A 12,625-nucleotide genomic window follows, 5' to 3' on the forward strand; every position below is an offset into this window, starting at 1 on the left:
AATTTTGTATCATTACATAATGATTACTATATTACACGTGCTTTAAAAGCCTTAAAATTTATATTATGACCGATTTTTTTTACGCCATTGAAGACTTATTTGTAAATGTTTTATTTGCACCATTTGATGCCTTAAGAGCATTAGAACTTGAAAGCTGGTTTGCTGCAAATGCCATAAACTGGATTTTAATGATTGTTGGTACGGTAGCTTTTGTTTACTGGATGCTACAACTTAAAAAATTCAACGATAACGGTGAGGAAAACAAAAGCATTACATCTCACAGTTATTTATAAATCGAATCCAATATCTTTTCTATAATACATCTTATCAAAATGTAGTTTGTCTATATTTTGATAAGATTTTTTTAGTGCCTCACTGTAGGTATTCCCATAGCTTGTTATTGCTATAACACGACCTCCAGAGGTGACTACTTTATCATCCTTTAAGCTTGCACCGGCATGAAAAGGTAATACATCTACCAATTTATCTAATCCCAAAATTTCCTTGCCTTTTTCATAAGCTTCTGGATATCCACCAGAGACTAACATGACTGTGGTAGCAGCACGTTCATCAATTTCAATGTTAATAGTATCTAGTGTTTGATTTGCAATGGCTTGAAAAATTTCAGCCAAATCATTCTTTAAACGTGGCAAAACGACTTCCGTTTCAGGATCTCCCATACGAACGTTATATTCAATAACTTTCGGCTCATTTCCTACCTTTATTAATCCAATGAAAACAAACCCTTTATACGGCAAATTATCTTTTTGAAGTCCACTAATGGTTGGTTTAACGACTTGCTCTTCTATTTTATTTAAAAATTCGGGTGTTGCAAATGGTACTGGTGAAACGGCTCCCATTCCACCTGTATTTAAGCCTGTATCCCCTTCACCAATACGTTTGTAATCTTTAGCCGTTGGTAGAATTTTATAGTTTTTTCCGTCGGTTAAAACAAAGCAACTTAACTCGATTCCATCTAAAAATTCTTCAATTACCACTTTAGTGCTGGCTTCACCAAATTTGGCATCAACCAACATACTTTTCAATTCAGCTTTAGCTTCGTTTAAATCATTTAAAATCAACACGCCTTTTCCAGCTGCCAAACCATCTGCTTTTAAAACGTAAGGTGGATTTAAAGTTTCTAAAAACTGATAACCCGCTTCCACAGTACGTGCATTAAAACTCTGATAAGCTGCCGTTGGAATGTTATGGCGCATCATAAACTCTTTAGCAAACTCCTTACTGCCTTCTAATTCAGCCGCGGCTTTTTCGGGACCAATTACAGAAACACGCTTTAAATCAGCATCATTTATAAAGAAATCATGAATACCTTGAACTAACGGATCTTCAGGACCAACAACCACCATGTTAATCTTTTTTTCTAGAACCAATGTTTTTATAGCTTGAAAATCGGTAACACCAATAGCTACGTTTTCAGCTATAGCAGCCGTTCCCGAATTTCCAGGTGCTACATAAAGTGCTTTACATAATGGACTTTGCTTTAATTTCCATGCAAATGTATGTTCTCGACCACCTGATCCTAATATTAAAATATTCATGTTGTTGTTGTTTGCTGCAAAAATAATTGCTTTTACGCTTAAAAAACAATTATTTTACAAAAACATCTTAAGCCAATTTCTTTTGAATTTATTCGACCTTTCATTACAATTTAACGGTTTTCCCATTAAGAAAGCGGAACGGATTTTGAAAGGGATTCAAACGCAACCAGACCAGGCCTTTGAAGCGTATGTTGAAAATAAAAAAAATGAAATTGTTACATACCATATTCAAAACAATTCATTTTATAGCAACTTGGTAAACGATGTCAAGGTAACAGATTGGAATTCCATTCCGGTTATAACAAAACGCGATTTGCAGATACCACTGCAAGACCGACTTTCCGCTGGTTATAACCTTAAAAATGTGTATATCAATAAAACATCCGGTTCTTCTGGCGATCCGTTTATTTTTGCTAAAGATTATGAGTGCCATGCCTTAACTTGGGCAGTTATTAAAAATAGATTTGGTTGGTATGGATTAGATTTTAATAGCTCCAAACAAGCCCGGTTTTATGGTATTCCTTTAGACAAAAAAGGCTATTATAAAGAACGTTTTAAGGATTTTTTGAGCAGTCGGTTTCGCTTTTCCGTTTTCGATTTAAGCGATTCAGCGTTTGAAGGTTATATTAGAAAGTTTAAGTCCACACCGTTTGCTTATTTAAATGGTTATACCAGTTCTATCGGTCAATTTGCCAAATATTTAGAGCGAAAAAATCTTGTTTTAAAAGCAATATGTCCCACATTAAAAGCCTGTGTAGTAACATCAGAAATGCTTTTTGATTCGGATAAATTACGTATGGAAAAACAATTTGGCGTTCCAGTAATTAACGAATATGGTGCATCTGAATTGGATTTAATTGCATTTCAAAACCTAGAAAACGACTGGCAAATTAATAGTGAGACGCTATATGTTGAAATTTTAGATGAAGCTAATAACGTACTTCCATTAGGTGATGAAGGCCGCGTTGTAATTACGTCCTTATACAACCAAGCACATCCGTTTATACGTTATGATATTGGCGATATTGGTATACTTTCAGAGAAAAGTTCGGTAAAAAAACCTATTCTTAAAAAGCTGATTGGAAGAACGAATGATATGGCTGTTTTGCCAAGTGGCAAAAAAGCGGCTGGTTTAACTTTCTATTACATCACAAAAAGTATTATAGAAGATGACGGTTTGGTAAAGGAATTCATCATTCAGCAAACACACCTAAATACGTTTAAAATTATGTATGTTGGTGTCAAGGTCTTATCTGAAGAAAAAATGCAACAAATCCGTGATGAAATGACCCGTTATTTAGAACCTAACCTAACCATTATCTTTGAGCGTCAAGAGGTGCTAGAACGCTCAAAAAGTGGTAAATTGAAACAGTTTTCATCACTAATAGAATAAGAGTCCAATGAATATTACCATAGTAGCAGGTGCCAGACCAAATTTCATGAAGATAGCACCAATAATAAATGTGTTGAAGCGAAAAAAACGGGAAGGTTACGACCTTAATTTTCGTTTAGTCCATACGGGGCAGCACTATGATAACAGTTTAAGTGGCGCTTTTTTTGAGGAATTAGGCATACCGTATCCTGATGTAAATTTAGAAGTAAAAAGCGGTACCCAAGCGGAACAGACAGGTGCTATTATGATAGGGTTTGAAAAAGAACTTCAGAAAAACCCTTCGGATTTAGTTTTAGTGGTAGGTGATGTAACCTCAACTATGGCTTGTACGTTAGTTGCAAAAAAATCGGGGATTAAAGTGGCACATGTAGAAGCTGGTATCCGTTCTGGGGATATGAAAATGCCAGAAGAAATAAATCGAATTGTCACAGATAGTTTAACCGATTATTTTTTTACAACATCTAAATTAGCAAGCAACAACCTTATAAAACTTGGTGTAGATAGCAATCAGGTTTTCTTTGTTGGAAATGTTATGATAGATACGCTTAAAACACATGAATCTCGTTTTAAACAACCAGAAATTTGGAAATCATTGGGTTTAAAACAGAAGCACTACTTTGTAATGACGCTTCATAGACCAAGCAATGTGGATGAAGCCCAAAATATAGAGGCAATTTTAAAACAAATTTCTTCGTTAAGTAAGGATTATCCAATTGTTTTTCCTGTTCATCCCAGAACTAAAAAATTATTACAGAGTTTAAATTTGAGTTATAAAAATTTGTATTATACCGAACCTCTAGGGTATTTGGAGTTTAATTTTTTAGTAAAACATGCCTTTGGTGTTATAACAGATTCCGGTGGTATTAGTGAGGAAACGACTATTATGAATGTGCCATGCGTAACACTTCGTGAAAATACAGAAAGGCCTGAAACATGTGAAATTGGGACAAATATACTAGTAGGAAAAGATCCAATTAAAATTGAAAATGCTTTTAAAACTTTATTTTCAGGTACATGGAAGCAAGCCCAAGTTCCAGCACTTTGGGACGGGCATGCTGCTGATAGGATTATTTCTCAATTAATAAAAACTTATCATTTATAGTGAAAAAAATTCTCATTATAACTAGTTATTTTCCACCTGAAACTGGCGCAGCTTCTAACCGGATTTTTCATTTAGCAACAGGATTAGAAAATCAAAATTTTAAGGTATCTGTAATTACACCGCTGCCTAATTATCCGAAAGGTAGGGTTTTTGATGATTATCGTGGGAAATTCAAACAAACATCCACAGAAAAAAATGTTACCATACACAGATTGTGGTTGTATGCGAGTAATTCTAAAAACAAATTATTACGCTTGTTCACCATGATATCGTACAGTATAAGTCTGATTTGGTTTTTTATTTGGAACAAAATTCCGGAAACTGTTATCGTACAATCACCTCCATTGTTGGTTGCTTTTACCTGTATGCTATGTTTGCAGCGAAAAAAAAGAAAGCTCGTTTTAAATGTCAGTGATTTGTGGCCAATTGCAGGTTTAGAGTTGGGTGCTTTTAAAAAGAATTTCAGTTATAAAATGCTGGAAAAAATTGAACGTTTTAACTACAAAAAAGCAGATTTAGTTTTAGGCCAAAGCCAGGAGATTTTAGTCCATGTAAAATCTCTATTTCCAGAAAAAGCAACCTTTCTATACAGAAATTACCCTGATTTTGAGCTTCCAGAATTAAAAGAACCATCTATTTCAGTTGACAAAATCACAATAGTTTATGCCGGATTATTGGGTATAGCTCAAGGAATCTATAAGCTATGTGAATCGTTGGATTATAGCAATATTGAATTTCATATTTATGGCGGAGGTGCAGAAAAAGAAAAAATAGTTCAGTTTATATCTGAAAATCCAGATTTACCAATAGTTTATCATGGCGAAGTTACGCGAAGCGAATTACATAATGCCTTATTATGTTATGATATAACCATTATTCCATTACTTAATAGAATTTATGGTTCTGTTCCTTCCAAAATATTTGAATACGCCAAATTAGGGCTTCCTATGCTTTATTTTGGAGGTGGCGAAGGTGAAGATATTATTCAACAACATCAATTGGGATGGATAGCTGAAGCTGGAAATTATAGCCATTTAAACAAAACCATTCAAAGTTTAGGAAAAAATGAATTAAGCTTAAAAAATCGGACAAAGATTCAACAAGCAGCCCTAGAAAATTTTGATTTTAACAAGCAGTTATTAAAATTAAAAGCGGTGCTTTAATAGGCTTTTTCTTCCCCTCGAACAGCGTTTATAAACGTTTTAATAATAATTTTTAGGTCCAAAAGTAAGGACCAGTTTTCAATATAAAAAATATCATATTTTACGCGACCAATAATATCTTTATCAGTTTCAACTTCACCGCGGAAACCACTAATTTGTGCTAAGCCGGTTATACCTGGTTTCACAAAATGACGTACCATAAACTTATCAATACGTTTTGCATACATATTGGTATGACTTACCATGTGGGGTCTAGGGCCAACAACAGACATATCGCCAAAGAGTACATTAAAAAACTGTGGTAACTCGTCAATACTAGTTTTTCTAATAAATTTACCTGTTTTGGTTACACGTTGGTCATCTCTAGTTGCTTGATAAAGATTGGCATCCTTATTGGGTGTCATGGATCGGAATTTATAACAATCAAATTCCTTGTAATTAAAGCCATTTCTGGATTGCTTAAAGAACACTGGACCTTTAGATTCTAGTTTAATTAAAATGGCAATAATAGGTGTTAACCACGATAAAATAAACACAATAACGCAGGCCGAGAACACGATATCAAAAAGTCGTTTGATAAATTGATTAGCAGATTCTTCTAAAGGAATATTTCTTAAGGATAGAATGGGAATATAATCATAGTATTCATATTTCAATTTCTTGGAATAAATATCTTTATTATCAGGTAAAAACTTCAGAATTATTAGATTATTATCTGCAAAATCAATCACTTTCATCATTTGTGAATTAGAAAGTTCAGATATTGAACAATACACCTCTTCAATTGCTTCCTTTTTAATAAAGTGAAGACAGGCATCCAAATCAAATGTGTCCTTATTTTTTAAATTAAACGTTCTTTTATGCTTATAACCATATTCGGGGTTAGAATTAAAAAAGTTCTCTAAAGCCGTGGTTTGTTTATTTTTTCCTAAAATGGCCGTTCTTCTATAATTTCCGCCAAAGGAAGATCGGTATTTTTGAAGTAAATAATAAAAAGCAAACTTAAATGCGGTTATTAAAATAAAGGCAAAACCTACGTATTTAAAAATATTTTTAGGACGAATATTTAGGTCGTGGTAGAATCCAGAATAGGCTAATACAAATAATCCAAAAAGCACCATTTGTCTGAAAATTAGGGACAAAATGGTGATTTCTCGTGTATAACGATACACCTCATAAAACTTTGAATTAATGGAAATAAACAGCCATGCTATGGTTGTTACACTTGTAAAAATTAAAGGGTGTTGGAAATTGAAAAAATATAAAATAGCCAACCCATTAATAATGCCTAAATCTATCAAATAAGAAATAGGCCTAATATAAATAGAGTATCTACCGTGTTGTATTTGGCTCATTAATTTTTAATATGCTTAGAGAAATCCTTGTGTTCACTTTTGTTTAACTCCTCGGCAGATAGTTGCTTAAAATAGCTAAACGTTTTTTCCATGCCTTCTGCTCTTTCTACTTTAGGCGTCCAGTTTAATAAATTTTTAGCTAGTGTAATATCTGGTTGTCTTTGCAACGGATCATCCGTAGGAAGTTCTTTGTAAATAATTTTCTGATTGGTTCCTGTTAATTTGATAATTTCTTCGGCAAAGTCCTTTATGGTAATTTCGTGAGGGTTACCAATATTTACAGGATATGAATAATCGCTAAAAAGCAAATTGTAAATACCTTCAACTTGATCATCAACATAACAAAAAGAACGCGTTTGAGAACCATCACCAAAAACCGTTAAATCCTCTCCACGTAAAGCCTGACCCATAAATGCCGGAATAACACGACCATCATTTAGGCGCATTCGTGGTCCATAGGTATTAAAGATACGCACAATACGTGTTTCAATACCGTGAAATCTGTGATATGCCATGGTTATAGATTCTTGAAAACGTTTGGCTTCATCATAAACACCACGTGGACCTATGGTATTTACATTACCATAATAGTCTTCGGTTTGTGGATGCACCAATGGATCTCCATAAACTTCAGACGTAGACGCAATTAGTATTCTAGCCTTTTTAGCTTTAGCAAGACCTAGTAAATTATGTGTGCCTAAAGAGCCTACTTTTAATGTTTGAATGGGTATTTTTAAATAATCAATAGGACTTGCAGGTGATGCAAAATGTAAAATGTAATCGAGTTCACCTTCAATTTTAATAAATTCCGTCACATCATGTTCAATAAATTCAAAATTCGGATTATCCATCAAGTGTTTGATGTTTTTAGAATCGCCTGTGATATAGTTATCCATACCAATGACGTGGAATCCTTCTTTTATAAACCGATCACTTAAATGAGAACCTAGAAAACCAGCTGCTCCTGTTATTAATACCTTTTTCATTAATCTATTGTCTTTCTTCCTATTGAGCTGTAATAAAAGCCTTCGTTTTTAATATCCTGAACATCATATAAGTTTCTACCATCAAAAATAACCGGCATATTCATTTCTGCTTTCAGTTTGTTAAAATCTGGTGTTCTAAAGATACTCCATTCTGTACAGATAATCAAGGCATCGGCATCTTGAATTGCTGAATACATATCTGGAGCATAGGTGATTTGATTACCAAATTTACGCTCTACATTTTCCATAGCTTCTGGGTCGAATGCCGTTATTGAAGCGCCACTTTCAAGCAGGTCCTCAATTATATACAAAGCTGGTGCTTCCCGAATATCATCAGTTTCAGGTTTGAAAGCCAAGCCCCAAATGGCAATTTTTTTATCTTTCAAATCACCTTTAAAAAAGGCATCAATACGTGGTAATAGGATTCGTTTTTGTAAGTCGTTTACCTTTATAACAGCATTTAAAATATCGAAAGTGTAATTATGGTCTTTCCCTGATTTATGAAGTGCTTTCACGTCCTTTGGAAAGCAAGAGCCTCCATAGCCTATTCCTGGGAATAAGAAGCGTTTACCAATTCTAGAATCGGTTCCCATACCAATGCGCACTTTATCAACATCTGCACCCACTTTTTCACAGAAGTTAGCAATTTCATTCATAAAGGTTATTTTGGTGGCCAAAAATGAATTTGCGGCATATTTGGTAAGTTCCGCCGATTTTTCATCCATAATAATTATCGGGTTTCCAGAGCGTACAAAAGGCTTATAGAGTTTTTCCATAAGTTTGGTAGCTTTATCTGAACTAGAACCTATAACAATACGTTCTGGCTTTAAAAAGTCTTCTACGGCAAAACCTTCACGTAAAAATTCAGGATTAGAAACCACATCAAAATCTACCGTGGTTTCATTTGCAATAGCTTTAGTAACACGCTCGGCTGTTCCAACAGGAACGGTGCTTTTATCGACAATAACTTTGTAGCTTTTTAATAATTTTCCAATGTTTGTGGCGGCACCTAACACATACGACAAATCGGCCGAACCATCTTCATCTTCAGGTGTTGGTAATGCTAGGAAAATAATATCACCATGGTTTAGACCTTCCTCCAATGAAGTTGAGAATTTTAAACGGTCTGCTTTTATGTTTCTTTCGAAAAGGGTATCGAGTAGTGGTTCGTATATTGGCACGACACCAGCTTGCATTTTTTTAACTTTACTTTCATCAATGTCAATACATAAGACATTATTACCTGTTTCGGCCAGACATGTTCCGGTAACTAAACCTACGTAGCCTGTTCCTATTACTGATATGTTCATTTAAAATTTATTAAGTATTTTCAAATTTACAAAACTAGATTGTATTGTTTTTATAAAACTCTAAATATGCATTATTTACAAAAGTTTCCATTTCCTTTTCAAAGCGTTCTTTAGAAAATTTTAGTGCGTGTGTTCTAATTTCTTTAGGATCAAATTGGAGTTCTTCAAATTTTGACACGGCATCAATAATGGCTATTTCATTTTGTTTATTAAAGAAAACACCCGTTTTATTTTTAATTATGGTTTCAGTTGCCCCACCTCTTCCATAAGCTATTACTGGTGTACCACACGCTTGCGCCTCAACTGGTATTATACCAAAATCCTCTTCGGCAGCAAAAACAAAAGCTTTCGCTTTTCTCATATAATCTGTTAACTTCTCTTTATTTACAAATCCAACAAGTTCTATATTTGATTTGGCAATTTTTTTTATGGCACTATATTCTGGACCATCACCAGAAACAATTAATTTTTTATTTGGCATGTTATTAAAGGCACGTACAATAAGTTCAATTTTTTTATAAGGTACCATTCGGGAAGCCGTAAAATAATAATCATCCTTATCTGTTTCTAATGGAAAAGCATGTACATTTACTGGTGGATAGATAACAACCGAATCTCTATTATAAATCTTTTTTATACGTCGGGCAATATATTTTGAATTGGCAACAAACAAATCTACCCTATTTACGGTTGCCAAATCCCATAAACGCATTTTATGTAATACATATTTAGCATACATGGATTTTAACCCTTTATTAAGTTTTGCTTCACGCAGGTACTGATGATATAAATCCCACGCATAACGCATTGGCGAATGACAATAGCAAATATGCAATTGATTTTGATGTGTTAGAACTCCTTTAGCTACGGAAGCTGAAGAACTTAACACCAAATCGTATTCGCTTAAATCAAATTGCTCTATGGCGTTTGGAAAGAATTGTAAAAATTTCCTGTGATTGGATTTTGCTGTTGGCAATTTTTGGATAAAACTTGTAGAAACAGATTTACCGTTTAGAATGAAGGCTCTATCGGCATCGTTTAAATAATCCACTAATGCAAAATGGTCAAAATCTTCCCATATCGTATTAAGCGAATGAACCACTTTTTCGGCTCCTCCACTTACATAATACCAATCATGAACTAATGCTTTCCTCATGTAGTTTTTTTTCGAAGATTTTCAGTAAAAAAAGTAAAAACAAGAAACCGAATAAAACATATATTCCAGCACCTCGTGTATAACTAAGAATCATCAAAAATACATTAATAATTAAAAAGTACATTAAAATAGGTGAGTAAATGACGGATTGAAAAGATTTTTGATATATATATTTCTGAAATACGCCAAATAAAAACATGAGTACTAAGGAAAACCAACGGAAATCAATATAGTAGGAACCAAATTGCGTTAAATACACATACTTTCGAGGCGACAAATTAGTAATTGGGATTGACGACAAACTAGTTTTATTAAAAAATTTAGGAATGATAGAGTAATTGTACATCCCATAACCTATGGACAAACTATCTATATCAATAATATGGTTAAACTCAAAAGCGCCATGTGTAATATATTGTCCTGTGTGCAAACCAGACATAACATAAAGCTTTGTTAGTTGGGAATGATTTGTGGTTTCAAAATAATTAATGGCTGCATCGGTTGGTTTTAAAATTTCATTATAACGGCTTTCAAGCAAGGATTTGTAAAAAGTATCATCAAAATTTTCAGAATAATTTTCACGTTTTAGTAAAATTAACATGGAAATACTCATTAAAATCACAACAGCAATTACGGTAATACTAATTCTTTTAAAATTAATTTTAGGTTTTTGATAAGCGATTAAAGTAAAAACGATAATAAGAAAAATCTCAAAAAATGGTTTCCTAGTTCCTTTTAAAATAGCTTCAAGAAGAGGGAAAAACAGTACCACATATGATGCTATGATATAAAATTTAGGACGTTTAAGGTTTGCTCTTATACAAATAACGAAAGGGAAGAAATAAAGGCTTTTAAGAACCGACGCTACAATCAATAACACCTGATTTTGTTTAAAATTGTCATCGTTTAAAAACCGATTAAATTTTAAATCGTTTGCAAAAGATAAATTTCTATTTACGAATAAATCATACCATCTTAATGCAAAGCTTACGACAATAATAATTAATAATAATTTTACAACCTTTTGGGTATTATAGGTTATTCTTTGGTTGGTTATTGTTTTAAAATTGAACATCACAAACCCCGCTATTATGGCAATATAACAAGATGCAATAAACAAAATAGTTTTTGTTTTAATAGGCTGTACAGCCTCCAGTGGTAATAACATATAAGCTAAAACCCAAATTAATAAGCCTACCGTTAAGCTCCCAAAAAATAACCAATATGTTTTTATTAAATTCATCTTTAAATAGTATAAAAATAATAAACGCTAGTTATGAAATATATTATAATTAAGGTTATCGCAGACTTTTTAAAATATATTCCTTTACTATACAAACTGCTGTACTGTAATAAACAGGCAACAAAAATAATGGACATGTGTAAAAAGGTTAATAAAGCGAGTGTTAAATAGTTTTGAACAGCGTAGAAAAGTAAAATTGAGATAAAAACCAATATTAAAAATTTAACGTTGTTTTTAGATGCTAGATTCTCGCGATCTATGATATTAGAATTTAAGGCACTAGCAATCCACATGACCATTTGCGCAGACAGTAAGAAATAAACGGTTTTATACGCCTGGTAAGTATCATTAAAATAGTCTGAAAAGTGCGTAATTATAAAAGGAGCAACAAATTGAATGACGACGGATAAACAGAAAATAAATATAAAAAATAAGTAAAAATATTTATCCAATACTTCAGGATTAAACGTGTATATTTTTTTAAAAAAAGCAATATTAATTACTTGATGAATCATGACTACTACTGCAGATAACCTAAAATAAAAGGCATAGATACCAACGGTTTCAAAATCAAAAAATAACTCAACTAAAATGCGGCCGGATGTGGTTATTAAAAAAATTAAAAATGTTGAAATTAATAGATGAATACTAAACTTTAAAATGGTTTTGTAGCCAAGTAAAGTAGCTTCTTCTTTTACCTTATAATAATTTATAATGCCATATACAACATACACCAAACTATAAGTAAGCACAAAAACATTTATTAGCTGGAGATTAACATCTAATAAATTTAGTTTATCCAGTACATAGGCAACTAGTAAAACTAGGTAGATTCCGGAGTCGATTATTACCGAGGGCGTGGACTTTTCATGAGATTTTAATTTGGTAGAATAAAAAACTTGATTCGCAATTATATAAGACATGTTAAAAGCCAAGTAAAAAACAACATCCAAATTGAAGAAAAAATAGAGTACTTGATTGAGTGCAAAAGGAATAAAAAGAATAACAGCATGCAGTTTGAAGGCTGGCTTAAGTTCCACCTTTTCTTCTCTCAAAATAAAATACGGGTAAGCACCCGGAACCCCCAAATTTATTATGGTGTTTACAATCATCCCTAATCCTGCTAAAGCATATTCTAACACTCCAAAGTCTGATTTCGTTAGAACATCCGCCAACAGTAATGGAATAAAATAAACAGTTGCTTTTGCAACCATAAAAACCACGCTAAAAATGGCATACTGTTTTAAAAATTTAAACATATAGTTGTTTACGTTTCTCTTTTATTAAATTTTAAAGTTAACAGTTAGGTTTCAATTAAAAACAAAAAGAGTTTAAAATATATTTTAAACCCCTTCTTA

General features: G+C 32.8%; 11 protein-coding genes. 4 read left to right on the forward strand and 7 right to left on the reverse strand.

The window, feature by feature from the left end; genetic code table 11:
• The first annotated feature begins 65 nt into the window (after positions 1–65).
• The gene (locus GMA17_RS12835) at positions 66–293 is read left to right on the forward strand and encodes a uracil phosphoribosyltransferase (protein ID WP_248396820.1); all 228 of its coding nucleotides are present in this window, start codon (positions 66–68) and stop codon (positions 291–293) included.
• Here the strand turns inward: GMA17_RS12835 and purD are convergent.
• Entirely contained in the window at positions 288–1,559 is a 1,272-nt protein-coding gene (gene purD / locus GMA17_RS12840; RefSeq protein WP_248396821.1) for a phosphoribosylamine--glycine ligase, read from the reverse strand. The two genes, GMA17_RS12835 and purD, sit on opposite strands and share 6 nt — an antisense overlap.
• Positions 1,560–1,641: 82 nt before the next feature.
• Between purD and GMA17_RS12845 the strand changes: the two genes are divergently transcribed.
• Genes GMA17_RS12845 through GMA17_RS12855 form a run of 3 tightly spaced genes read left to right on the forward strand, consistent with a single transcriptional unit; the run spans position 1,642 to position 5,217 of the window.
• Complete coding sequence (locus GMA17_RS12845; protein ID WP_248396822.1) at positions 1,642–2,952, forward strand: phenylacetate--CoA ligase family protein; 1,311 nt, start codon at positions 1,642–1,644, stop codon at positions 2,950–2,952.
• 7 nt (positions 2,953–2,959) lie between these two features.
• Complete coding sequence (gene wecB, locus GMA17_RS12850; RefSeq protein WP_248396823.1) at positions 2,960–4,054, forward strand: non-hydrolyzing UDP-N-acetylglucosamine 2-epimerase; 1,095 nt, start codon at positions 2,960–2,962, stop codon at positions 4,052–4,054.
• Entirely contained in the window at positions 4,054–5,217 is a 1,164-nt protein-coding gene (locus GMA17_RS12855; protein WP_248396824.1) for a glycosyltransferase family 4 protein, read from the forward strand. Before wecB ends, GMA17_RS12855 begins: the two co-directional genes overlap by 1 nt.
• Here GMA17_RS12855 and GMA17_RS12860 read toward each other — a convergent pair.
• The 6 genes from GMA17_RS12860 to GMA17_RS12885 are packed head-to-tail and all read right to left on the reverse strand — an operon-like array spanning position 5,214 to position 12,526.
• Complete coding sequence (locus GMA17_RS12860; protein ID WP_248396826.1) at positions 5,214–6,572, reverse strand: undecaprenyl-phosphate glucose phosphotransferase; 1,359 nt, start codon at positions 6,570–6,572, stop codon at positions 5,214–5,216. The two genes, GMA17_RS12855 and GMA17_RS12860, sit on opposite strands and share 4 nt — an antisense overlap.
• The gene (locus GMA17_RS12865) at positions 6,572–7,558 is read right to left on the reverse strand and encodes a UDP-glucuronic acid decarboxylase family protein (protein WP_248396828.1); all 987 of its coding nucleotides are present in this window, start codon (positions 7,556–7,558) and stop codon (positions 6,572–6,574) included. The genes GMA17_RS12860 and GMA17_RS12865 overlap by 1 nt, the downstream gene beginning before the upstream one ends.
• Entirely contained in the window at positions 7,558–8,868 is a 1,311-nt protein-coding gene (locus GMA17_RS12870; protein WP_248396830.1) for a UDP-glucose/GDP-mannose dehydrogenase family protein, read from the reverse strand. The genes GMA17_RS12865 and GMA17_RS12870 overlap by 1 nt, the downstream gene beginning before the upstream one ends.
• Positions 8,869–8,902: 34 nt before the next feature.
• Complete coding sequence (locus tag GMA17_RS12875) at positions 8,903–10,024, reverse strand: glycosyltransferase family 4 protein (RefSeq protein ID WP_248396832.1); 1,122 nt, start codon at positions 10,022–10,024, stop codon at positions 8,903–8,905.
• On the reverse strand, positions 10,002–11,267 hold the full coding sequence (locus GMA17_RS12880; RefSeq protein WP_248396834.1) for an O-antigen polymerase: 1,266 nt from the start codon (positions 11,265–11,267) through the stop codon (positions 10,002–10,004). Before GMA17_RS12880 ends, GMA17_RS12875 begins: the two co-directional genes overlap by 23 nt.
• A 2-nt stretch (positions 11,268–11,269) precedes the next feature.
• Entirely contained in the window at positions 11,270–12,526 is a 1,257-nt protein-coding gene (locus tag GMA17_RS12885; protein ID WP_248396837.1) for a hypothetical protein, read from the reverse strand.
• Positions 12,527–12,625 lie beyond the last annotated feature (99 nt).

Source organism: Bizionia sp. M204 (assembly GCF_023205095.1).
Lineage (GTDB): Bacteria > Bacteroidota > Bacteroidia > Flavobacteriales > Flavobacteriaceae > Algorimicrobium > Algorimicrobium hallyeonense.

Coding starts and splice junctions, on each gene's coding strand:
- GMA17_RS12835 (WP_248396820.1), top strand. CDS start 66: ATGACCGATTTTTTTTACGCCATTGAAGACTTATTTGTAAATGTTTTA.
- purD (WP_248396821.1), bottom strand. CDS start 1,559: ATGAATATTTTAATATTAGGATCAGGTGGTCGAGAACATACATTTGCA.
- wecB (WP_248396823.1), top strand. CDS start 2,960: ATGAATATTACCATAGTAGCAGGTGCCAGACCAAATTTCATGAAGATA.
- GMA17_RS12860 (WP_248396826.1), bottom strand. CDS start 6,572: ATGAGCCAAATACAACACGGTAGATACTCTATTTATATTAGGCCTATT.
- GMA17_RS12865 (WP_248396828.1), bottom strand. CDS start 7,558: ATGAAAAAGGTATTAATAACAGGAGCAGCTGGTTTTCTAGGTTCTCAT.
- GMA17_RS12870 (WP_248396830.1), bottom strand. CDS start 8,868: ATGAACATATCAGTAATAGGAACAGGCTACGTAGGTTTAGTTACCGGA.
- GMA17_RS12875 (WP_248396832.1), bottom strand. CDS start 10,024: ATGAGGAAAGCATTAGTTCATGATTGGTATTATGTAAGTGGAGGAGCC.
- GMA17_RS12880 (WP_248396834.1), bottom strand. CDS start 11,267: ATGAATTTAATAAAAACATATTGGTTATTTTTTGGGAGCTTAACGGTA.
- GMA17_RS12885 (WP_248396837.1), bottom strand. CDS start 12,526: ATGTTTAAATTTTTAAAACAGTATGCCATTTTTAGCGTGGTTTTTATG.